Annotated in this window: 25 protein-coding genes and 1 riboswitch; of the genes, 12 read left to right on the forward strand and 13 right to left on the reverse strand. The window is 69.4% G+C overall.

The window, feature by feature from the left end; genetic code table 11:
• The first annotated feature begins 222 nt into the window (after positions 1-222).
• The 3 genes from AF1_RS14890 to AF1_RS33335 all read left to right on the forward strand — a co-directional run bounded on the left by AF1_RS14890 (position 223) and on the right by AF1_RS33335 (position 2,781).
• On the forward strand, positions 223-918 hold the full coding sequence (locus AF1_RS14890; RefSeq protein ID WP_067798397.1) for a histidine phosphatase family protein: 696 nt from the start codon (positions 223-225) through the stop codon (positions 916-918).
• 142 nt (positions 919-1,060) lie between these two features.
• A complete protein-coding gene (locus AF1_RS33330; protein ID WP_084262909.1) occupies positions 1,061-1,603 on the forward strand; it encodes a DUF4365 domain-containing protein in 543 nt (180 codons plus the stop codon).
• The gene (locus tag AF1_RS33335; RefSeq protein ID WP_242608539.1) at positions 1,600-2,781 is read left to right on the forward strand and encodes a hypothetical protein; all 1,182 of its coding nucleotides are present in this window, start codon (positions 1,600-1,602) and stop codon (positions 2,779-2,781) included. Before AF1_RS33330 ends, AF1_RS33335 begins: the two co-directional genes overlap by 4 nt.
• A 416-nt stretch (positions 2,782-3,197) precedes the next feature.
• On the opposite strand, the gene AF1_RS14895 is transcribed toward AF1_RS33335, so the two are convergent.
• Positions 3,198-3,488 (reverse strand): hypothetical protein, encoded by a 291-nt coding sequence (locus AF1_RS14895; RefSeq protein ID WP_067798400.1) that lies wholly within the window; start codon positions 3,486-3,488, stop codon positions 3,198-3,200.
• A 62-nt stretch (positions 3,489-3,550) separates the two neighbouring features.
• On the opposite strand from AF1_RS14895, the gene AF1_RS14900 reads away from it, so the two are divergent.
• A complete protein-coding gene (locus AF1_RS14900) occupies positions 3,551-4,186 on the forward strand; it encodes a TetR/AcrR family transcriptional regulator (protein ID WP_131732253.1) in 636 nt (211 codons plus the stop codon).
• A gap of 80 nt (positions 4,187-4,266) precedes the next feature.
• Here the strand turns inward: AF1_RS14900 and AF1_RS14905 are convergent, their stop codons facing one another.
• Positions 4,267-4,869, reverse strand: a complete 603-nt coding sequence (locus tag AF1_RS14905) for a TetR/AcrR family transcriptional regulator (protein WP_067798406.1) — start codon at positions 4,867-4,869, stop codon at positions 4,267-4,269.
• A 20-nt stretch (positions 4,870-4,889) separates the two neighbouring features.
• Here AF1_RS14905 and AF1_RS14910 point away from each other — a divergent pair, with 20 nt between their 5' ends.
• Positions 4,890-5,660, forward strand: coding sequence for an NAD(P)-dependent oxidoreductase (locus AF1_RS14910; protein WP_207393898.1), 771 nt, complete (start codon positions 4,890-4,892; stop codon positions 5,658-5,660).
• A 292-nt stretch (positions 5,661-5,952) separates the two neighbouring features.
• On the opposite strand, the gene AF1_RS34390 is transcribed toward AF1_RS14910, so the two are convergent.
• The 3 genes from AF1_RS34390 to AF1_RS14920 all read right to left on the reverse strand — a co-directional run bounded on the left by AF1_RS34390 (position 5,953) and on the right by AF1_RS14920 (position 7,791).
• Entirely contained in the window at positions 5,953-6,150 is a 198-nt protein-coding gene (locus AF1_RS34390; protein ID WP_131732254.1) for a hypothetical protein, read from the reverse strand.
• A complete protein-coding gene (locus AF1_RS14915) occupies positions 6,143-6,439 on the reverse strand; it encodes a hypothetical protein (protein WP_067798411.1) in 297 nt (98 codons plus the stop codon). The genes AF1_RS34390 and AF1_RS14915 overlap by 8 nt, the downstream gene beginning before the upstream one ends.
• Before the next feature lie 182 nt (positions 6,440-6,621).
• Positions 6,622-7,791, reverse strand: coding sequence for a helix-turn-helix domain-containing protein (locus AF1_RS14920; protein ID WP_067798414.1), 1,170 nt, complete (start codon positions 7,789-7,791; stop codon positions 6,622-6,624).
• Positions 7,792-7,953: 162 nt separating this feature from the next.
• Here AF1_RS14920 and AF1_RS14925 point away from each other — a divergent pair, with 162 nt between their 5' ends.
• From AF1_RS14925 to metE, 3 genes are all read left to right on the forward strand, one after another.
• Positions 7,954-8,145 carry a DUF397 domain-containing protein gene (locus AF1_RS14925; RefSeq protein WP_067798416.1) on the forward strand — a complete coding sequence of 64 codons (192 nt, stop codon included), beginning with the start codon at positions 7,954-7,956 and terminating at the stop codon, positions 8,143-8,145.
• Between the two features lie 268 nt (positions 8,146-8,413).
• Entirely contained in the window at positions 8,414-8,857 is a 444-nt protein-coding gene (locus AF1_RS14930) for a hypothetical protein (RefSeq protein ID WP_242608540.1), read from the forward strand.
• 45 nt (positions 8,858-8,902) lie between these two features.
• A riboswitch (cobalamin riboswitch) is annotated at positions 8,903-9,118 on the forward strand.
• Between the two features lie 104 nt (positions 9,119-9,222).
• On the forward strand, positions 9,223-11,460 hold the full coding sequence (metE, locus tag AF1_RS14935) for a 5-methyltetrahydropteroyltriglutamate--homocysteine S-methyltransferase (protein WP_067798419.1): 2,238 nt from the start codon (positions 9,223-9,225) through the stop codon (positions 11,458-11,460).
• 55 nt (positions 11,461-11,515) lie between these two features.
• Here metE and AF1_RS14940 read toward each other — a convergent pair whose 3' ends face one another.
• The 5 genes from AF1_RS14940 to AF1_RS14960 form a co-directional block, all read right to left on the reverse strand.
• On the reverse strand, positions 11,516-12,274 hold the full coding sequence (locus AF1_RS14940) for an ATP-binding protein (RefSeq protein WP_131732255.1): 759 nt from the start codon (positions 12,272-12,274) through the stop codon (positions 11,516-11,518).
• Positions 12,275-12,613: 339 nt separating this feature from the next.
• Positions 12,614-12,811: a DUF397 domain-containing protein gene (locus AF1_RS14945; protein WP_067798425.1), complete on the reverse strand. Its 198-nt coding sequence runs from the start codon at positions 12,809-12,811 to the stop codon at positions 12,614-12,616.
• 6 nt (positions 12,812-12,817) lie between these two features.
• Positions 12,818-13,660 (reverse strand): helix-turn-helix domain-containing protein, encoded by an 843-nt coding sequence (locus tag AF1_RS14950; RefSeq protein ID WP_165488288.1) that lies wholly within the window; start codon positions 13,658-13,660, stop codon positions 12,818-12,820.
• A 101-nt stretch (positions 13,661-13,761) separates the two neighbouring features.
• The gene (locus tag AF1_RS14955; protein WP_067798431.1) at positions 13,762-13,989 is read right to left on the reverse strand and encodes a DUF397 domain-containing protein; all 228 of its coding nucleotides are present in this window, start codon (positions 13,987-13,989) and stop codon (positions 13,762-13,764) included.
• Positions 13,986-14,813: an SAM-dependent methyltransferase gene (locus AF1_RS14960; RefSeq protein WP_084262913.1), complete on the reverse strand. Its 828-nt coding sequence runs from the start codon at positions 14,811-14,813 to the stop codon at positions 13,986-13,988. Before AF1_RS14960 ends, AF1_RS14955 begins: the two co-directional genes overlap by 4 nt.
• A 137-nt stretch (positions 14,814-14,950) precedes the next feature.
• Here AF1_RS14960 and AF1_RS14965 point away from each other — a divergent pair, with 137 nt between their 5' ends.
• Complete coding sequence (locus AF1_RS14965) at positions 14,951-15,295, forward strand: hypothetical protein (protein WP_131732256.1); 345 nt, start codon at positions 14,951-14,953, stop codon at positions 15,293-15,295.
• 56 nt (positions 15,296-15,351) lie between these two features.
• Complete coding sequence (locus AF1_RS14970; protein WP_067798482.1) at positions 15,352-16,179, forward strand: MBL fold metallo-hydrolase; 828 nt, start codon at positions 15,352-15,354, stop codon at positions 16,177-16,179.
• Between the two features lie 3 nt (positions 16,180-16,182).
• Here the strand turns inward: AF1_RS14970 and AF1_RS14975 are convergent, their stop codons facing one another.
• Positions 16,183-16,443, reverse strand: coding sequence for a hypothetical protein (locus tag AF1_RS14975; RefSeq protein ID WP_067798439.1), 261 nt, complete (start codon positions 16,441-16,443; stop codon positions 16,183-16,185).
• Positions 16,444-16,446: 3 nt separating this feature from the next.
• Positions 16,447-19,044, reverse strand: a complete 2,598-nt coding sequence (locus AF1_RS36360) for an MFS transporter (RefSeq protein WP_131732257.1) — start codon at positions 19,042-19,044, stop codon at positions 16,447-16,449.
• A 195-nt stretch (positions 19,045-19,239) separates the two neighbouring features.
• Between AF1_RS36360 and AF1_RS14985 the strand changes: the two genes are divergently transcribed.
• The gene (locus AF1_RS14985) at positions 19,240-20,637 is read left to right on the forward strand and encodes an MBL fold metallo-hydrolase (protein ID WP_067798442.1); all 1,398 of its coding nucleotides are present in this window, start codon (positions 19,240-19,242) and stop codon (positions 20,635-20,637) included.
• Between the two features lie 19 nt (positions 20,638-20,656).
• Positions 20,657-21,232: a rhodanese-like domain-containing protein gene (locus AF1_RS14990; protein WP_067798445.1), complete on the forward strand. Its 576-nt coding sequence runs from the start codon at positions 20,657-20,659 to the stop codon at positions 21,230-21,232.
• Positions 21,233-21,406: 174 nt separating this feature from the next.
• Here AF1_RS14990 and AF1_RS14995 read toward each other — a convergent pair whose 3' ends face one another.
• Positions 21,407-21,970 (reverse strand): DoxX family membrane protein, encoded by a 564-nt coding sequence (locus AF1_RS14995; protein ID WP_067798448.1) that lies wholly within the window; start codon positions 21,968-21,970, stop codon positions 21,407-21,409.
• Positions 21,971-22,029: the final 59 nt, after the last annotated feature.

Consider the following 22,029-nt stretch of genomic DNA (forward strand, 5'->3'; position numbering starts at 1 on the left):
TGCTGGGCACCGACCACCCGACAACCGGGATCGTGCGTCATAACCTCCAGGTAGCAACAGAAATGTCGGTCACGTCTCAAAACGATCGTTTTTCATCCTGATGTGCGGGGGCCGGTCACCGCAAGATCGCGTTACGCGCGTCCGCGGGCTGACGTAACAAGCCCCCCGGGTGTTATCGGCGGGGGGTTCCGCCGCGCCGGGTCCGCGTGTCAGCCTGTCGGCGTGATCAAGGTGCGGCGGGTGTGGCTGATCCGGCATGGGCAGAGCGAGTCGAACTCCGGGCTTCCGACGAACGGTCCGGGGGCGGCCCCGCTCACCACGCGCGGACGCGAGCAGGCGGCGCGGATAGCCGAGGTGTTCACCGCGCCGCCCGATCTCATCGTCAGCTCACCGTTCGTCCGCGCACGCCAGACCGCCCAGGCGACCATCGAGCGGTTTCCCGAGGTCCCGTACGAGGAGTGGCCCGTCGAGGAGTTCACCTTCCTGGGCAGGCTGCACGGGCCGCAGACCACGGCGGAGCAGCGGCGGCCCTTCGCCGAGTCCTACTGGAAGCGCCTCGACCCCGCTTACGTCAACGGCGGCGACGGCGAGTCCTTCCATGCGCTCATCACACGCGTCCACGCCCTCCTGGACCGCCTTGCCGACCGTCCCGAGGACGGTCTGATCGCGGTGTTCACGCACGGCCTCTTCCTGAAGGCCGTGATCTGGTCCCTGTTCACCGGCGTCACCCACCCGGACGTCACCGCGATGCGCGCCTTCCGCCGTTTCAACGGCACATGCGACATCCCCAACTGCACCGTCACCGAACTGTGGCGCCCGAGCGGCCCGTACGGCTTCCGCGTCGTCCCCGGCGGCACCACCCACCTGCCCCAGCCCCCCACCCCCCGGCAGCCGGCCTCCTCCGCCCACCTGGACTAGGCCCTTCCACCGACCGCGCCGGGACACTCGGTCGCGTTCCTGGGGATGGCGGCAAGCCCAACACGCGTGTCCAACTCATGACCGACCACCCGCTGTGCACGACTCGCCATTTTCGAGTCAACTTCTACGGCACAATCGACCTGTGCGGGACCACGACCAGAACACCTTCCAAGGTGACTTCGGCGAAGCCTGGATAGAGGCCGTCGCCGCGGGCTGCGGTCTCCTTCGCGGTCGGCCTACCACGGTAGATCTCCAGAAGGCGGACGTGCAGCTCGTGTACCCAGGGGTGGAGCTGGGGACGTACTACCCGACAGTGAACGTACAGGTAAAAACTACGATCGAGCTCAGGCGGCTTGAATCCGGAGAGTTCAGCTACGACCTTGACCTAGAGACATACGATGCACTCAGACGCACCGATCACGCCGTTGGTAGGGTGCTCGCTGTCATCGGCGTTCCTGGGGAAGGTGAGAACGTGCGCCTTCAGGAGGAGGGAACGCTCCTGTGCGGGCGTGGGGCGTGGGTGTCACTTGAGGGTATGAGCCCCTCAAGTAACCGGACCAGCCAAGTGGTCCACCTTCCTGCGGTAAACACCCTGGATCGTTCAGGCTTGCACAGAATGCTCAAGACGCACGGAATTCGGCGATCGACCCCAGTTCCCGCCATTGATGTTTGGGAGCAGCCGTGAGCCAACTGGACACCGCCCCCGGGGGCGGCGCATTTAAGGCTCCAGGTCTAGAGGCGCTCACAAACTACCTGGAGAATTCGGGATGGTCTCTCGAAGATTTCGATGGCCGCACGAGTTTGTGGCAACCCGCTGACGGCATCACCGATCGCGTGATCCGCATCGTGCTACCCGCACAGCAGGAAGTTCGCGACTATCCCGAACGCACTTACGAAGCCTTGCAGGTGCTGTCCTTTGTGGAGCGAAGACTTCCCCAAGAGATAGTTAATGACATTCTTTTTGGCGGGGCCGACAATATTGCCGTCCGCCTGACTCCGGATGTTCCACCGGGCGAAGCACCACTGAATCTTGCGTATTCCGCCATTTCGGCCCTGAGGAACTTTGTGGTGGCCGCCGCCGCCGCACTGGATTTCGATTCTCTTGTCCTGCCGCCTAGGCGCCCGCAGCGCGCTGAAGCTTATGCCTCCCAAACAAGGATCTCAACGCAGCCGGGAAGCTTTATTCTTTCTCTCGCACTGCCGCTGGACGACATCTATTCGACCGAGTCTGACGACTCGGCACCACCGGGCCAGGAATCGCTTGTTCAGGTGCCCCCTCAGCCCTTTGGACGCAAAGTCACAAACAGAATGCTTACGGCTGCAAGAAAAGCCCAGCAGCTGGCTGGGCAGGTAAGCGAGGGAGATCTTCCGCTTTCCTCATTCGGAAAATACTCCCCCGGTGCACCAAATGCCACCGAACTTGCCGCCCTAAGTTCTTTGGGGGGTGCGGACCACGGGATTTACCAGATACGGTTCGCCAAAACACCACTGGCAGGTGGCGTGGCAGATCCGGCTTTTCTGCGAATAACGCCCGGCCAGCAGCGCATCCTCGGGGAGGCCGCTGACTACCTGCGCACAAAGCAGCCCAGAGCAGGAGTCACTGTCACCGGCCTCGTTGTCCGTTTGTTCCGAGAAGGAAAATACGGGTCGGGCGAAGCGGTAATCCAAGGGGTTTCTGATGACTCCGGCGAAACTCGTAGATATCGGGTGGAGTTGGGCGAGTCCGATTACAACGAGGCATTCCGTGCTCATGGGAACGGACTGTCGGTCACCGTAACGGGCGACCTGGACATAAGGGGGACGAGGCGATCGATTCGGAGAATCGAGTCCTTCTCTGTTCTCCCCGGTCTTGAAGACGAGTAGTCGCCAAGCGCAACCCGGCTTGCTGAACGTTCCCAAAGCGGGGCTCCGCAGCCCCAGTTTCCTGCGAGCCGGTCGGCTTGAGAATTCAAATCTCCCGCCATGGCCGGGGCCACCGGGCAGGTTTGTGGCCCGACCTACAATGGCGAGAGCGAGCACGCGTGCGGTTGTCGAAGGTTTAAGCGGTTGCGCGCGGATGGCGTTGCTTCCAGGCTCGGGTCATCGGCCAGGTAAGGCACCGCCCACCGTACCGGCCAGGTCTCGGAATCGCTGGACGAGTACGCGTGCTACGAGCCGGGCCCCATACGAAAGCAGGGCGCACGGGTGGCGGGCAGCGGCGTCCCGGGCCTGAGCGCCGGCGGCTCACCGGGGCGCACCCCTGGGGCGTCCTCCGCGGCGTGCGGGCGTGGAGGAGCCGGTCAGTGCCCGATCCAGGCGTCGACGAGTTCGAGACGCTCGACCGGCGGCTCGGGCGGGCGGAAGCCGAGCGCCTCGGTCACGACGCTGTCGACGACCGGGTGGAGGCGTTCCTCGACGAACCTGTTCCAGTCGGCCTTGGACTCCCACACGTCGATGTAGCGCAGGCCGCCCTCGATGCGGTACGCCAAGTGCGCGATGAGCCCCTTGGGCGGCTCGGAGCCCAGCCCCTCCTTGATACGGGCGTACACGTCGGGGCCGATCGGAACGTCGTAGGTGAACGCGTGTGCCATGGGATCCCCCTATCAATTTTCATCCGAAATGACTTCGGATGGATATGGCTATCATGAGACCCGTGGCATCACAGGTCAAGAGGCGGTACGACGCCAGCGCACGGCGGCAGGCGGCACAGGCCAACCGGCGGGCCATCCTGGACGCGGCCCGGGAGCTGTTCAGCACCCACGGCTACGCGGCCACGACGATGAGCGACATCGCCGAGCGCGCCGGTGTCGCCCTGGACACCGTCTACGCCGCGGTCGGCCGCAAACCCGCGGTCTTCCTGGAGCTGGTGGAGACCGCGTTGTCCGGCACCGACCAGATCGTTCCCGCGCGGCAGCGCGAATACGTGCGCGCCATCCGCGCCGAACCCGACTCGAAGCACAAGCTGGAGATCTACGCACGCGCGATCGGCGACATCCACGGCAGGCTGGCGCCGCTGCTGCGCGTCGCCCAGACGGCGACCCACCCGGAGGTGCGCGAGGTCTGGCAGAACATCGCCCGGCGCCGCGCCGCCAACATGCGTGAACTGGCCCAGGAACTCGCCGCCACCGGGCAGCTCCGTCCCGAACTCGGCCTGGACGAGATCACCGACATCATCTGGGCGACCAACTCCCCGGAGTTCTACTGCCTCCTCGTCGAGGACCGAGGCTGGTCACCGGAGCGATTCACCACCTGGCTGGCCGACACCTGGCACCGTCTGCTCCTCGCCTGACGCACCCTGGGCCGGTCCCGGTACCAGGCGACCACCCCGCCCATCGGCCTGCGCGGGACCGCCGGTGATCAGGGCCTCTGTCAGCGCAGCAGTGCGGTGACGAGGGTGTGCTTGAGCCAGGTTTCGTAGTCCTCGTGGGACCAGCCGGCATCCCCCACGAGGCTGTCGTGGACGCCCCCGCTCATCAGGGCGACGGCGATGTCGGCGGCCCGGGGATCGACGCGGGAGCCGGTGGCGCGGATGCGCTCGACCACCATGTCGACGCCGAGCCGGTTGCGGCGGGCCACCTCCGCCTGGGTGGCCGCGATGTCCGGATCGACGGCGGCGCCCGAACTCAGGATCGTGACGATGTCACCGCAGCGTTCCCTCACCTGGCGGGCCGCCCGCGCCAGCAGGCCGAGCAGTTCGACGGGGTCGCTCATTGCCTCCGACTCGGCGACCAGGTCCGGGATGCCCGCTTCGTCGTCCAGCAGGTCGACCAGCCCGGCGAGCACACCCGCCTTGGAACTGAAGTGGGCGTAGATGGTCTGCGGCGAGACACCCGCTTGTTTGGCGATGAGACGGATCGGGGTGCGCGCGTAGCCGTGCTCGGCGAAGAGCTCGCGCGCCGCGGTGAGGATCGTGCGCAGCGTCAGCGCCTCTCGCCGATCCCTCAACCGGACGACGCCTGGCAGGTCCCCCATGTAAGCTCCTACTTAGAACGTTGTTCCAACTACTGGATCGATGTACTAATTTTACCAGTGATCAGGCACTGACCAGCGAGATCAAGGAGAAGCCAGTGAAACTCGTCATCTTCGGGGCGAACGGCCCGACGGGACGCCTGGCGACTGAAATGGCGATCGCCGAAGGCCACACCGTGACCGCCGTGACCCGCCGGCCCGAGGCGTTCCCGCTGAGCTCCGCGGGGCTGACGGTGGCCGGAGCGGACGTGCTGGACGCCCAGGCGGTGGGCCAGGTGGTGGCCGGACACGACGCGGTCATCTCGACGCTCGGCGTCCCGTACACCAAGGAGCCGGTCACGGTCTACTCACAAGGCGCGGCCAATATCACCGCCGCGATGATCGACCACGGCCTGCGCCGCCTGGTCTGCGTGACCTCCATGGGAGTCTCCGGGCAGGCCGCGCCGGGCGACGGCCTCATCTTCCGCAAGCTGATCGCCCCCGTGCTTCTCGCCATGGGACGCACCATCTACGAGGACATGCGCCGGATGGAGGACATCGTGCGCGGCAGCGACCTCGACTGGACGATCGTCCGCCCGGCGGGACTCTTCGATGCCACCACGGTCACGACCTACCGCGCCGCACCGGAGCGCCTTTCCGGCAAGTTCACTTCGCGCGCCGATCTCGCCGACACGCTGTTGCGCGAGGCCACCGAAAACCGGAACATCCGTCGCTGCATCGACGTGGTCACCACCGAAGGCGTCCCCAGCTACATGCGCGTCTTCCTGAAAGAAGCACTCCACATCGGCAACTGAGCAGAACCGATACGGGACCGGGGCGCGGCAACCAGGAACCACTGACGTGGCGTGCTGGTGTACGCGATCGACGGCACCACAACGACCGTGCCCGACAACTCCGCGATGCATGGCCCCGTCTCTCTGCTACGGGGGCGAAGCAGAGAGACGGGGCCAGGCGGTGACGAGCAGCGGCCCGTTTCCCCAACTGGAGCCGGCCGTCACCACCGGGAACGAGGGACAATCCCCGAGCCCCACCCCACGGGATTCGTCCCTCTCGTGACCTACCGGGTGCCGGGGACGGCCGGCACGCTCATCGCCGGGAGGCGGCGGGGAGGAACTTGCGCTGAGGCCACGGCCAGGCCGCGGGGTTCTCGATCGCCGTCCGCAGTTCACGAGGATTGGCCGCCTCCACCAGCCGGACGCCGTCCGGTGAGGGGACCAGCGCCCACCATGCCCCGGTAGCGCGCCCGTACCAGGTGACCACTACGGGAGCGGTGCGCTCACCCATCGGCCTGCGCGGCGAGTTTGCCTTTCACCGCCACCACCACGTCGTGCAGGTGCGCGTCGTCGGCCGGAGCGATCGCACCGCCGCCGGGGAAGGCGAACCACAGTTCGCCGCCGCAGATCGCTCGCGGGTCACAGCGCACCAGCACCGGCGACCCGAACGCGGCCGGAACCGCCAGCAGCGGATCCGACTCGGCCACCTCCACCGCGTACCCGTGCGACTTGAGCGCCTGCGCCAGTGCCCAGACCCGTAACCGCCGCACCTCTGCCATCTCGGTTGGCTCCGCCGCCATGAACAGTCCTTCCGTCGAGTAGGGGGATGGACTGAGCAGCACGCGGCACCGCCGAGACTGAACTCTGCCGATCCGGATTGATCGGCGATGCTGTTGCACGTCCATGGAACGGACGCTTTTCATCCAGTTCAGCAACGTCAATGGCACTCTGAGCTTGACAGCTTGGGAAGTGCCACGCAGCGTCAGACCGGTAGGTGCATGAAGTCCGCGAATTCCCGCATATCAGGCGTCAGGGTTCGTCGCCGAGAAACGATCTGCCAGAAAATGTCCCGCGCATAGCGCTGGTTGGCCGTCCATTCGGGCACGTCATGGCGAACGTTCTGGAGCAGGTCGAACGCCTCCGCATGTTGCCGAAGCTGCACGCGTGCCTTGGCGACGTCGAGCAGATGCCGGTTCCGGTTGTTCGATGTGGGGCGCATGTCGCGAACCGGGATGTTCTGCGACATGGCGAGGACCTTGTCCGGCCGATCTTCCACCATGGCGTTCTCCGTCCGCTTCATGGCGACAGTGAGCGGCCCGAAGGCCCGGAGGAAGTCGCCGGGAGGCGAGTACTCACGCCCCATCGCGACGGCGGCGGTTCGTGCCAGCCGGATCGCATCCTCCGCATCACCGGGTCGGTTGTTGCGCACCGCCGCAGCCGAGAGCCGGACCAGCAGCCAGCCCCACGCGGAGAGTTCCGCCATGGTCGCGCGGGACATCCGAGGCTCCACATCGTCCGCCCACTCGGCCGCAAGCGCCCGCGTTTCGGTGAAGCGTCCCTGCCTGATCAGCAGCCAGGCGAGCGTGTTCACGGTGGCCGCGGCGTCCAGCCGATCGGACGCGTCATCGAGTGCCCGGCGCAGCGCCAGGTCAGCGGCGTCGAACTGCCGAGTCTGCGTCAGCAGCCAACCGGTGTGCTGCAGCAGGCGCGCCCGGACCTGGCGCCCTTCCGCGCCCAGCGCCTCGGCGTCCCGCAGAAGTGGCGGGAGCAGGACGGCGAGGTCCGGGTAACGGTCTGAGGAGAAGAGCGGCATCGCGGACGCCAGGGACCGTGCAACGCCTTCTACTGTGGGTTCCTCGGCCACTTCGTCTCTCGGGCGCCCATGCAGCGCCTCCCGGACGGCACTCCACTGCTCTGTATCGACGCCCGTCACCTCGTCGGATGCGGAGCCCCCGATCAACTCGGACGTCGGGATCTTGAGAGCGGCAGCGAACTTGCGCAGGGTCTCCAGCCGGGTGTCCTGCCGTTCGCCTTGTTCGAGCTTGCGGATCAGGGACAGGGAGACTCCGGCAAGATCCGAGAGTTCCCGCCGGGTGATCCCGCGCCGCTTACGCCACTCCTGTAAGCGTCGCCCAACGCTCCGAGTGCTCATGTTTCCAGGCTATGCACCGCGACCTCGTACGAGCAGGGCATCAATGAGATTAGCGGAGCACCGCCAGACGCGACCCAATCTGTTAGCAGTAAGGTACGACTCGATTAGGGACATAGCCGACCTATCTCGGATCCCTCTGGGGGCCGAATTGGAGGAGTACGCATGACCCAGTGGCGCAAATCGAAGCGCAGCGGCGGGGGCGCGCAGTCCAATTGTGTGGAGGTGGCGAGCCTCTCCGGTCACATCGGCATGCGCGACAGCAAGGACCCGGACGGCCCCCGCATCACGCTCCCGGCCGAGCAATTCCGCCGGCTGGCCGCCGACATCAAGCACGGAGCCCATGACGTGGCCTAGCAAGGCCGCCCTCCGGCAGGCATGAAGAGCCTCCGTCCGCCAGTCGCGGACGGAGGCTCTCCCGTCTTCACTCACTCCGTGCGCCGGACCGGTTCGAGGAGATCGGGGTTGAAGGTCGCCCGTCCCTTGCCTGCGCGTCCGGCCCCTTGACGGGGAGAAGGCCGCCGTCATGCTTGAGGTGGCCACCGATGACCGCCGGGGTACGCAAGTTCGACCCTTGTCCGAAGGACACGCCTTGCCACGTATTGCCATATCCGGTCACCGAGGATTGCCGAGTGAGACAGAGCAGCTCGTAGACCAGGCCATACGCGGGCTGCTCGCCTCCACCGAGGGGGAGATCACAGGGTTGTCCTGCCTGGCGGACGGCGCCGACCAGGTGTTCGCCCGCGCCGTCCTGGACCATGGCGGGGCCGTCGAGGTCATCGTTCCCGCGCGGCAGTACAGGGACGGGCTTCCCGAAGCGGTGCGTGCGGAGTACGACCGCATCGCCTCCAAGGCGAGGGATGTCCATCGGCTCGACTTCACGAAGTCCGAGTCCAGGGCCTACATGGCGGCCAGCGTCTACATGCTCGACCGCGCGGACGAACTGTGGGCCGTGTGGGACGGGAAGCCCGCGCGCGGCTACGGGGGCACCGCCGATGTCGTCGCCTGCGCCCGGGAACACCGCATCCCCGTCCGCGTGATCTGGCCGGACGGCGCGCAGCGCGGCTGAACCCGGGGGCGCGGCTCTCATCGCGGCCCTGATCGTCCGCCGTCGGTAGACTCGGGGTGCGGATGGTTCGTCCGTGCCCGGACGGGTGCGGACGTCGTAAGAGGGAACCCGGTGCGAGTCCGGGACTGCCCCGCAGCGGTGAGCGGGAACGACCGCCGTCATCACGCACTGGGCCGTACGGCCTGGGAAGCGACGGCCAGTAGGACGCCTTTCGAGGCGGCGCCCGCGAGTCCGAAGACCTGCCTCCGCCCGCGCGCCGGCCGGCGCGCGGTGGTCCGCGGTCTCGTGGGACGGCCTGCGACACGGCTTCGTCATGCCGTGCGCCCTCCCGCGGGTCCGCCCGTGGCACAGCGAGGGAAGCCGCCATGCACACGACGATCCTCGGATATCCCCGTATCGGGGCGCACCGGGAGCTGAAGTTCGCCACCGAGGACTACTGGGCGGGACGCGCCGACGCCGACGCCCTCACCGAGACCGGCGCCGACCTGCGCGCCGAGGTCTGGACGGGCCTGCGCGACGCCGGGCTCGACGCGATCCCGTCGAACACGTTCTCGTTCTACGACCAGATGCTCGACATGAGCGTGCTGCTCGACGCCGTCCCCGACCGGTACCGGCACCTGATGGGGTTCGACCGGTACTTCGCGATGGCGCGCGGGGTCCAGGACGTCCCGCCGCTTGAGATGACCAAATGGTTCGACACCAACTACCACTACATCGTCCCCGAGCTGGGGCCGGACACCCGGTTCCGGCTGGCGTACGGGGCGGCGGCCAAACCGCTCGCCGAGTACCGGGAGGCGAAGGCGCTCGGCATCGACACGCGTCCCGTGCTCGTGGGGCCGCTCACGTATCTGCTGCTGGCCAAGCCGGCGGTGGAGGGGTTCCGTCCGCTCGACCTGCTGGACGGCCTGGTCGACGTCTACGCCGAGGTGCTGGAGCGCCTGGCCGGGTCGGGCGCGCAGTGGGTGCAGTTGGACGAGCCGGTCCTCGCCGCCGACCGGAGCGAGGAGGAGATCGACGCGCTGGCCCGCGCCTACGCGCGCCTCGGGCAGCTCACCAGCAGGCCGCACCTGATGGTCGCCACCTACTTCGGCACGGTCGGCGCGGACGCGTTGCGGGTTCTGGCCCGCAGCCGGGTCGAGGCCGTCGGCCTGGACTTCGTCGCCGGGCCCGGCAACGTCGACGTACTCGCGTCCGTGGGCGGGCTGCCGCGCAAGACGCTCGTGGCGGGCGTGGTCGATGGGCGCAACGTATGGCGCACCGACTCGGGCAGGGCGCTGTCCACCTGCGCCTCCGTGCTGGGTCTCGTCGATCAGCTCGTGGTGGGCACGTCCTGCTCGCTGATGCACGTCCCGATCGACCTGGACGCCGAGACGGCCCTCGACCCGGGCGTCCGGGGGCGGCTCGCGTTCGCCCGGCAGAAGGTCGCCGAGGTCGTCGCGCTCGGACGGGCGCTGCGCGAGGACGTTCCCGTCCCGCAAAGCGCGCCCCTCCCCGAGGCGGGCACGGACCGGGCGGTCCGCGAACGGCTCGGAAGCATCGGCGACACGCGCCGCGGCGACCGCGCCGTCCGGTTCGCCGCGCAGCGGGAGGCGCTCGGCCTGCCGGACCTGGCGACGACCACGATCGGCTCGTTCCCGCAGACCCCCGAGATCCGCGGGGTCCGCGCCGACCGCCGGGCCGGGCGCATCACCGGCGACGCGTACGTCAGGGCCATGAAGGACGAGATCGCCCGCGTGATCGCGCTCCAGGAGGAACTCGGCCTGGACGTCCTCGTCCACGGCGAGCCGGAACGCAACGACATGGTGCAGTACTTCGCCGAGCAGCTCGACGGGTACGCGGCGACCGAGCACGGGTGGGTGCAGTCGTACGGGTCGCGGTATGTCCGCCCGCCGATCCTGCACAGCGACGTCGCGCGGCCCCGCCCGATGACGGTGGAGTGGGCCACGTACGCGCAGTCGCTGACGAGCAGGCCGGTCAAGGGAATGCTGACCGGGCCGGTGACGATGCTGGCCTGGTCGTTCGTCCGGGACGACCAGCCGCTCGCCGAGACCGCCCGGCAGGTCGCCCTCGCCCTCCGCGACGAGATCGCCGACCTGGAGGCCGCCGGGATCCGCGTCATCCAGGTGGACGAGCCGGCGCTGCGCGAGCTGCTGCCGCTCCGGGAGGCCGACCGGCCCGCCTACCTCGACTGGGCGATCGGCGCGTTCCGGCTGGCCACCTCCGGGGTCGGGGACGCCACGCAGATCCACACCCACATGTGCTACTCGGAGTTCGGCGAGATCATCGGCGCGATCGGGGCGCTGGACGCGGACGTGACCAGCGTGGAGGCGGCCCGCTCGCACATGGAGCTCGTCGGTGACCTGCGCGCCGCCGGCTACGGGAACGGCATCGGCCCCGGCGTGTACGACATCCACTCGCCGCGCGTGCCCGCCGCCGAGGAGATCGAGGAGAATCTGCGCCGCGCGCTGCGGGCCGTCGAACCGGGCCGGCTGTGGGTCAACCCCGACTGCGGGCTGAAGACCCGCGCCTACCCCGAGACCGAGGCGTCGCTGCGGAACATGGTCGCGGCCGCCCGCCGCGTCCGCGCGGACCTGGCCGGCTGACCCCCGCCGCCGCATGGCCCGCCCCCACCCGGGCCATGCGGCGGCCGTTCACCGGTTAGTCGTTCATGCACTCGTGCAGCCGGACCAGTTCCTCGCAGACCTCGGTGATGTCGGCGATCGGAAGCCGTCCGGTCTCGCCGGTGCGGGCGTGCCAGCGGAACGTCGCCGCCTCGCACCAGACGGTCAGGTCGCCGTTTCCGGACAGGACGCGGACGCCGAGTTCGTCCCGCGGGCTGAGATGCTCGACGCCGCGCTGGACGAGCAGCGCGTGCAGGTCCTTCGTCGCGTGCGGCTCGTCCCGCCTCCAGGCGTGCCGCCGGCGGCGCGCGGAACGCGGGAGCGGCAGGGCGATCCAGGTCGCCTTGCCGCGGACGGCCGGTGTCCGGAGCCGGGACCGGGACGGGTGGTGCCCCCACCGCCCCCGGGTCAGCAGGTCGATGATCTCCAGGCCGCGGCCGTGTTCGAGCATGGGCCGGCCGGCGTCCTCCTGGGGGCGCCATCCCCTGAGCGTGTCGAACGCCTTGACGACCAGTTCGTCCCGGCCGCTCCCGTCGGTGCGCTGGTAGACCCAGAGTTCGGCACCGGACGCGCCCTCCCGCGACGTGGCGTGTTGCAGGACGTTGGTGGCCAGCTCGCTGACCATGAGGGTGATGTCGTCGACGTCCTGGATGGAGAGCCCCAGTGCCGGGAGCAGTTCCGTGACGTGGGCACGCGCTACCCGCGCGATGGATTCGTCCGCGGGCAGGGGCAGGGCCGCGCAGCCGCCGTTCTCCAGCCTCCAGGGAATCCCGCGCATCGTTGCGGCCTTCGTCATGGCGCCCACCCTCGGGGGTTAGAGAACATTCACGATTCGGGCGATCGCGACATGACGCTCATGCTTCGCGACTCGCTATGTGTGAATCACAGGTCATAGCTTCGCACATTTCTGCCCGTAGGACGCCTCAGGCGGCAAAGAACATGCGAGCACAGTTGAGATGTTCACCGATACACCCGAAAACGTCCAAAGTACGTTCTACTCGGGTAGAAGAAGCATGTACCGACGGTCACCGGACCGGCCGGCGCCGGTCGCTGTAGCGTGGACGGCGCCTGAGAGAGGGCCGCACACACGAAGATCCCCCAGGGGTGCAGCCCTGGGGGATCGTGTGCGGCCCGGTCAGCGGTCGTACCGGCCCGCCTTCACGTCCGCGAGGAACGCGGCGAAGGCGGACCGGGCGACGACATGCGCCCCGGCCTCGGGTGTCCTGCTGTCGCGCAGCCCGGTGGCCGTTTCGAGGTCGGCGACCTCGACGCACCCCCCGTTGCTGCTCGCGCTCGCGGTGGCCTTGAACCACTGTGCCTGAGAGAGGTCCATATCCGCTTACTCCAGCGTCGCGATGATTTTCTCCAGATGTTCCGCGGTGTCGGCGGGGCTCAGCGCCGCCTGACGGATCTGTTCGAAGATCTCCTCATATGCCTCCACTTTGCCGGGGGTGTCGATCTCCTGAATGTCGGCATCGTTCTCCAGGAAGACCATGGTCGGCTCCCCGCCGGGGAACCGGAAGATGTTGACCAGCGTCGACATGCCCGGATGCAGGCCGTCCGACATGCGCAGCAGCCGCAGCTCGACCTTCGGGCGCGCGGCCATCGTCAGCAGGTGGCGGAACTGGGCGCGGCGGTCTCCCGGGTCGCCCCACTCGTACCGCAGGGCCGCCTCGGTGATCACCGCGATCAGCTCCGGCGCCGTCCCGTCGTCGCGGTCGAGGATCTGCTGGCGGCGCAGCCTGGCCCGCAGCGCCTGCTCCCGCCACTCGGGCGACCTCGACCCGGACGTCAGCAGTGCCTGCATGTACGGCAGGGTCTGCAGAAGACCGGGCAGCACCAGCGGCATGACCACCCGGATGCTCGACGCGTCCCCCTCGTAACCGGGGAACTCGTTGGAGTACACCTCCGGGTAGTCGCGCCACCAGGCCCGCTGCCGGGCGCGTGTCGCCAGCTCCTCCAGTTCGGCGAGATCGCTGCCCTCGTAGATGCGCGCCAGGTCGCGGATGTCGCTGAGCTCGGGGCGAACCCAGTTGTTGGCCTCGAACCGGCCGACCTTGCCCCTTCCCCAGTTCAGCCGGTCGCAGACCTGGTTGGCCGTGTATCCCGCCTCGACGCGCAGATCTCTCAGGCGGCGCGCCAGCCCCCGCTTGGCGATCGTGGCGCCGTATGCCTCGTTCACCGGCGCCACCTCCCTTGACATGCGGCCGGCATCAGCATACGCCTTCCGAATTTGTGAATCACAGATCTAACCGGATCAGGAATGGGTCCCATGGTGCGACCTCACGAGGCTGCGCGATCGAACTCGCCCTTCTTCACGCCGTCCAGGAAGCAGGCCCACTCGTGCTCGTCGAACACCGAGATGAGGTCGCCGGACGTGCGCAGCAGCGTCCATTGGCCCACGAAGGCGACCTCGACGGCGCCCTCGACGGCGCCCTCGCCGCTCGCCGAGCGCTGCCAGTCCAGGGCATCCGGGTCGATGCCCAGTTCGCTCACCGTCGGCTTCTTCATGCTGTCTTCCTCGCCACAGCGCAGTACACCCACCGCGATCCATCACTATCAGCGGCGATAGGGTCCTCGGCACCCCATTCGCCGGCGTAGGTCACCTTGGGGGCCGCCTCGTCGTGGGGCGGGACGATCTCCAGGCCGTCGAAGAACCGCTCGACCTGTGCGCGGGTCCGCGGGTTGGCGCTCGCGGTGGACTTGGCGTACACGGCCTTGATCGTGCCGATCGCTCGCTCGGGCTGCCGGTCGCTGGTTCCGGCGGACAGCGCCAGGTAGCTTCCGGGCGCCAGCCGGCTCATGTACCGCCGGACGAGGCCGTACGGGTCGTCCTCGTCCGGCACGAAGTGGACCAGCGCCACCAGCAGCAGCCCGACCGGCTTCGTGAAGTCGATCATCTCCCGGGTGACCTCGTGGTCGAACAGGCCGTCCGGGTCGCGGAAGTCGGCCGTGATGAACGCCGTCCCGGTCGAGCCCGCCAGCAGTTTGTTCGCGTGGACCCGGACCATCGGGTCGTTGTCGGCGTACAGGACCCGCGCGTCGGGCGCGACCGCCTGCGCCGCGTCGTGCGTGTTGTTCATCGTGGGCAGTCCCGCGCCGAGGTCGATGAACTGCCGGATACCGTGCTCGGCCAGCCAGCGCACCGAGCGCTGCAGGAACCCGCGGTTCGCCCATGCCACGTCGTCGACCTCGGGGACGTGGGCACGAATCTTGTCCGCGGCCTGGCGGTCGACCTCGTAATTGTCGGTGCCGCCGAGGTAGTAGTCGTACATTCGAGCCGGACTGGGGACGGTGATGTCCACCCCGGGTGGACCCTGCTCGATCTTGCGCACAGTTTCGCCTCCATTGCCGCAACTTGTGATGCACGGATTATGAAGCAACCCCCATGTTCGTGTCGCCCATGTCAATGTCCGGTCAGTTACTGGTCATGGCCGGGCGCGCGTGGTGGACTGGACGGGTGACAGATCCCATGACCGTGGCCATCGCCACCGCCATGGCGGGAAAAGCCGTCGAGGTCGCCGGGGAGCCGGTCCGGGCGGCCGTCGCGGAGATCTCCCGGCGGGTCCGGGAGCGGTTCCGCGGGCGTCCGGCGGATGAGGCGGCCCTGGCGCGGGCCGGCGAGGAACCCGAAGTTCTCGAAGGGGCGGTACGGCGGCTGCTGGACGAGGACCCCGCATTCCGCGCCCAACTCGAAACGATCTGGCAGCAGGGCCACGTGAACGCGTCGGGGGACGGTGTGGTCAATGTCTTCAATGGGAGAGCTGAGAAGGTCGTCCAGCTTAGGGACGTTCAGGGCGATATCAACATCGGGTAGGGCGGGATTCGAGGTCATTCCCCCGGGCATTACCGGGACGAAAAGGGGGAATGACCATGAAGACCGCGCCGGAACTCGCGCTACGCCAGCTCACCATGCAGTTCATCGGCAACGCCACGGCGCTGCTGCGCTGCGGGCCGTTCACGCTGCTGACCGACCCGAACTTCCTGCACCGCGGGCAGCGCGCCTATCTCGGGCACGGGCTGACGACCAAGCGGCTGACCGAGCCCGCGCTGCGGATCGAGGAACTGCCGCGCCTGGACGCCGTCGTCCTGTCCCACCTGCACGGCGACCACTGGGACCGGGTCGCCCGCGCGAAGCTCGACCGCGGCCTGCCGATCGTCACCACGCCGCACGCGGCGCGCCGGCTGCAGGGCTGGCACCGCTTCCGGCACGCGATCGGGCTGCGCACCTGGGAGTCGCACACCCTGATCAAGGACGGGACGCTGCTGCGCATCACCTCGATGCCGGGACGGCACGCCCCGGGCCCGGCCCGGCTGCTCCTGCCCCCGGTGATGGGCAGCCTGCTGGAGTTCAGCCCGGCCTCCGGTGACGTCCAGTTCCGGATCTACATCACCGGCGACACGCTGATGTTCGACGGAATCCACCAGATCGCCCGCCGTGCACGGGACATCGATCTGGCCGTCCTGCACTTGGGCGGTACCAAGCTGCCCGGTGGGCTCCTCGTCACGATGGACGCCACCCAGGGCGCTGACCTCGTGGAGGCGATCCACCCAGGGCGCGCTGTGCCGATCCACTACAACGACTACAGCGTCTTCACATCGTCCGTGGAAGACTTCCGCCACGAACTGGAGCGTCGGGGCCTGGGCGAGCACGCGACCTACATCTCCCCAGGGCAGATCCACACGTTCACCCAAGCCTGACCGCTACCGGCCCGCCCGGGTACGCCCCGCCCGTTTTTGCATGGCGCGGATCATGCGCAACGGGAAGAGGCCGACGAGCGGGGCCCGCCGCCCCAGGTCGTCGGTGTCCTTCTTGTCGAAGGCGCGGGCGTAGCGCCGCGCCTCGGACGCGGTGGAGTACTCCTTCGAGCCCGCGGCCCCGCATTCGCGGGCGCACCACCAGCGCATCGTCGTGCCCTCCGCGGCGAAGCGGAAGTCGTGGCCGAAGATCTGGCAGGTCAGCATGGGTCAGGGTTCCATGGTCGAGGCGGTGGCCCTGGGCGGCCCGTACTGGTTGCGCGCGAGCGGCTGCGCCCGTCCCTCGTGGACGGCCTCGCGCAGCGCGGCACGGAACCGGCCCGGCCCCCAGTAGCGGGCGCCCACCAGCTCGGCGAGCCGGGTGCGGCTCGTCGGCCCGTGCTCGATGAGCGCCTGCGCGATCGTGTTGACCTCGCGGTCCAGGGCGATTTCCGCGTCGGGCGCCCAGTCGCCCAGGGCGCCGAGCATGGCCGGCGCGTAGAACCTCTCCCCGGGGCCGGGGCGGAACCTGTGCAGCCCGGCGCGGCGCTCCCGCTGGCGGCGCAGGATGCGGGTGCGGATGCGCTCGTCGCGTTCCCGGGCGGCCCGCTCGCGTTCCGCCGCCGCCGCGCGTTCGCGTTCCGCCTGCTCGGCCGTGCCCGCCCGCGCCGCGAGCGTCTCGGCGGCGGAGCGGTGCTGCGCGGCCTCCATCCGGTCGGCGGCCGACTCGGCGGACAGCCGGTGGACGTCGGCCTCGCGTTCGTGCTGCGCGGCGGCCTCTTCGTCGCGCTCGGCGCGGGCCGCGTGGGCGAGCGCCAGTTCGGTGTGCATCCGCTCCCACGCGTCGTAGGTGTTGGCCTGCTCCTCGGCGATCTCCGCCTCGGCCCCCTCCAGATGTTCGGCGCGGCCTCGGGTCTGCGCGGCCATCGCCCGCTGCTCGCGGGCGCGGGCCCGCTCCACCGCGGCCTCCGCCAGGGCCGCGTGGGCCTCGGCGTCCTCGGGGTGCTCGGCGGCCAGCGCCTCCGCCCGCTCGCGCAGCGCGCGGGCCCGCTCGTCCGCCGCCCTGGCGCGTTCGCGGGCACCGGCGCGCTCGGGCTCGTTCCCGGCCTCCTCGGCGTGGGCGCGCTCGTCGTGCGCGGTCGCCTCCTCCGTGAGACGCTCGGCGTCCCATTCGGCGATCTGCGCGAGGGCCTCCTCGACCCGTAGCCGGTCGAGGGCACCGAGATCCCCCTCGTCGGCGCGCGGTTTCAGCTCGTGGACGGCGGCGCGGTGCTCGGCCGCCCGCGCCCGCTCCTCCTCGGCGTGCCGGCGCGCCTCCAGCGCGGCGCGACGCCCCGGCCGTCCTTCCGCCTCGGCCCCCGCCGCCGGCGCCGCCTCCTCCTCGACGGCGTGGGCGGTGAGCGGTTTGGCGATGGCCTCCAGCGAGGACCGCTCGGCGCGGACGCCGAAGAGCAGCTCGGCGATGCCGCCCACCGCCATGATCCCGGCGCCGACGAAGAACCCGATCGCGACCTTGCCGGTGACACCGCTTTCGATCATCTTTCCGAAGATGAGCGGGCCGGAGATGCCGCCGACGGCCGTCCCGATCGCGTAGAAGAACGCGATCGCCAGCGCCCGCGTCTCCATGGGGAAGATCTCGCTGACCGTCAGGTAGGCGGCGCTGGCCCCGGCCGAGGCGAAGAAGAACGTCACGGCGGTCAGCGTGATGAACGTCCAGCTCGTCAGCCCCTCGGACGCCAGGAAGACGCCGAGCAGGACGGTCAGCGCGGCCGAGATGAAGTACGTCCCCGAGATCATCGGCTTGCGGCCCACGGTGTCGAACATGCGCCCGAGCAGGAGCGGGCCGAGGAAGTTGCCGAGCGCGAACAGGACGATGTAGTACGGCACCGCCCCGGACGCCACGTCGAAGTACTTGCTCAGGATAGTGCCGAGGTCGAACGTCACCGCGTTGTACAGGAACGCCTGCCCGACGAACAGCGCGAACCCGAGCAGCGCCCGCCTCGGATAGTGCCTGATCGCGACCTGGGCGATCTCCCGGAACGGGATGGCCTTGCGCTGCCGGACGGTGATGCTCTGGCCCGGTTCCTCCAGCTCCTGGTCGGTCTCCCGGCGGACCTCGGCCTCGATGCCGTCGACGATCCGCTCGGCCTCCTCCTCGCGTCCGTGGATGAACAGCCAGCGCGGGCTCTCCGGGACGTGCCGCCGGACGATCATGATCGCCAGGCCGAGCACACCGCCCAGCCCGAACGCCAGCCGCCAGCCGAGGTCCTGCGCGAAGAACGAGGTGTTCAGCAGGAGCAGCGCGGCGAGCGCGCCTCCCGCGGACCCCACCCAGTAGCTGCCGTTGATCGCGAGGTCGACGCGGCCGCGGTTGCGGGCCGGGATCAGCTCGTCGATCGCCGAGTTGATCGCCGCGTACTCACCGCCGATGCCCATCCCGGTGACGAACCGGCAGATGAAGAAGTACCAGGGGGCGAACGCGAACGCGGTCGCGACCGTGGCGACGACGTAGACGACCAGCGTCAGGATGAACAGTCTCTTGCGGCCGAACCGGTCGGTGAGCTGGCCGAAGAACAGCGCGCCGAGGCACGCGCCCGCGACGTAGATCGCCGCCGCCGTCCCGATGTCGCTCGGGGACATGTGCACGCCGCTGCCGGGCTCGGTCAGCCGCGCGGCGACGGACCCGACGATGGTGACCTCAAGGCCGTCGAGAATCCAGACCGTCCCGAGGCCGACGATGATCATCCAGTGGAATCGCGCCCACGGAAGCCGGTCCATGCGCGCCGGGATCCGGGTGGTGATCGTCCCTACGCGCGTATCGGTGGTCATCGGGGGCAGCCCTCCCATGAAACCTGCGGCCGTCAACGGACGGATCAGCGATGAGTGCTACCCCTCAGTCGGATCTCACACCTCCCTACACCGTCGAGAATGCGGCCCCGTGCGGCATTTGCATCACCACATACCCCCTGGGGTATAGTGGCGGAAGTCCGTAAGGTACCCCAATGGGTATAAGGAGCGAACAGGATGCAGAACGGAAGGGTTCATGTCGAGGTCGTGGAGACCTCCTCTCTCGGCGACCGCAGCTACCTCGCCCATGACGGACGGGTCGCGCTGGTGGTCGACCCGCAGCGCGACATCGACCGCTTCCTGGCACTGGCCGGACGGCTGGGCGTCCGCATCACGCACGTCGCGGAGACCCACATGCACAACGACTACGTCTCCGGCGGGCTGGCGCTGGCCAAGGCGACCGGCGCGTCCTACCTGGTGTCCGCCGCGGACGAGGTCGGCTTCGAACGGGTCGGTGTGACCGACGGCGACGAACTCGCCCTGTCCGAGGCGATGCGCCTCCGGGTCGTCGCCACCCCGGGGCACACGTTCCACCACCTGTCGTACGTCCTGTCCGGGCCGGACGGCCCCGAGGGGGTGTTCACCGGCGGGTCCCTGCTGTTCGGCACGACCGGACGGCCCGACCTGCTCGGCGCCGAACACGCCCACACGCTGGCCCGCCACCAGCACGCCTCGGCACGGCGCCTGGCCGACCTGCTGCCCGACGGCGCGCGGATCTGGCCCACGCACGGGTTCGGCAGCTTCTGCTCGGCGAGCCAGTCCGACGCCGCCGCCTCGACCATGGGCAACGAGAAGCAGACCAACCCGGCCCTCCGCCTGGAAGCCGACGACTTCGTCACGCAGACTCTCGCCGGGCTGGACGCCTGGCCCGCGTACTACGCGCACATGGGCGTCCGCAACGCCTCCGGGCCCGAACTGGCCGACCTCACCCCGGCACGGACCGCCGACCCCGAGGAACTACAGGAACGCCTCGCCGCCGGGGAATGGGTGGTGGACCTCCGTTCCCGTAAGGCTTTCGCCCAGCGGCACCTGGCCGGGACGCTGAGCTTCGGCTTGGACGGTCCAATGTCGACCTGGCTCGGCTGGATGATCGAGTGGGGCACCCCCATCACCCTGCTGGGCGAGAGCCCCGAGCAGGTCGCCGAGGCGCAGCGCGAGCTGGTGCGCATCGGCATCGAGCGTCCGGCGGCGGGCGCGTCCGGCACCCCGGAGGAGTGGGCCGGCGGCGACGCCTCCAGACTGGCCGGGATGGCCGTCGCCGCGTTCACCGACCTCGCCGCCGCCCGCGCCGGACGTCCCACGCGGGACCTGCCCGCGGCGGACATCGTGCTGGACGTCCGCATGGGCGACGAGTGGCGCGCGGGCCACATCGACGGCGCCGTCCACATCCCGCTGCCCGATCTCCGGCACCGCATGGACGAACTGCCCGAGGGGGCCGTCTGGGTGCACTGCGGTTCCGGCTACCGGGCCGCCGCGGCGACCGCCCTGCTCCAGCGGGCCGGACGCCGGGTCGTGCACATCGACGACGACTTCCCCGAAGCCGGAGCCGCCGGCCTGACCATCACCGACAACTGACCCACCGAAAGGAAACTACGTGTCGAACCCCGCCATTCTCGATAGCGCCGCCCTGCGCCAGCTCATGGACTCCTCTGACGCACCCCGCGTGATCGACGTGCGCACCCCCGGCGAGTTCGAGACCTCCCACATCCCCGGCTCCTACAACGTGCCGCTGGACCTGCTCCGCGAGCACCGCGCCGAGCTCCGGGGCCACCTGGACGAGCAGGTCGTACTGATCTGCCGCTCCGGGCAGCGGTCCGACCTGGCCGCGCAGGCGCTGGCGGAGGCCGGGCTGCCCAACCTGCGCGTCCTGCAGGGCGGGATCACCGCCTGGCAGTCCGCGGGCGGGCCGATCGCCCACGGCCAGCCCCGCTGGGAGCTGGAACGCCAGGTCCGCCTGATCGCCGGGTCGATCGTGCTCGTCTCGGTGCTCGCCAGCACGGTCGTGCCGGGCGCCGAGTGGGTCGCGGCGGCGATCGGCGGCGGGCTGACCTTCGCCGCGCTCAGCAACACCTGCGCCATGGGCATGGTTCTGTCGAAGCTCCCCTACAACCGCGGGCCGCGGACGGAGATCCGCACCGTGGTGAACGCCCTCGCCGCCGACCGCGCGTGAGCGTGCGCGACGCGGAAACGGCCCGCTGACCGCGCCCGCCTTCGGCCCGTGCTCGGCTTCGGCGCGGGTCGGCTTCGGCGCGGTCAGCATCTGGCCCCCGCACAGCGAAGCCCCCGCACAGCGAAAGGGCGCCCGCCTCGGCGGGCGCCCTTCCGGGTCGGGTCACTTGTCGGGTCACTTGAGGAACGGGAGCCGCTTGACCAGCGGGAGGCCGGCCCACCAGCGGCCCAGGCCCAGGGTGTCGCCGGCGCTGACCAGCGCCAGCCCGACGATCAGCAGCGCGTAGATGAGGTGGTCGTCCATGAAGACGTTGTTCTCCGGAGGAAGAACCGCCGACCACATCAGCACCAGCAGCGCCGCGCCGCCGACGGCGGCGATCCGCATCCCGATGCCCAGGATCAGCGCGGCGCCGATCCCGGCCAGCCCGATCATGAACAGCCAGTCCGCCCACGCGGCGCCGGCCAGGTCGTTGTAGAACCCCGCGAACGGGCCCTTGGGGGCGTGCGCCAGGAACCCCTCGGTGGGGCTGCCGCCGTCGATCCAGCCCTTGGCGGCCGGGGTCTCGTGTCCCAGCCCGAACAGCTTGTCCACGAACGCCCAGGCGAACACCCAGCCCAGCGCCAGCCGCGCCGCGGCCCACACGTAACGGGCGGCGGGCGACTCGGTCAGCGGCTTGGGGGTGACCACGCGGATCAGGGTGCTGCGTCCCACGTGCGTCTTGTGCTCGGAGACTGTCATCGCCTCTCACCTTCCATCACTTCGCTGCTTTCGCTCACCCCCTACTCAACCCCCGCCAC

It is taken from the genome of Actinomadura formosensis NBRC 14204, from assembly GCF_001552155.1.
Lineage (GTDB): Bacteria > Actinomycetota > Actinomycetes > Streptosporangiales > Streptosporangiaceae > Spirillospora > Spirillospora formosensis.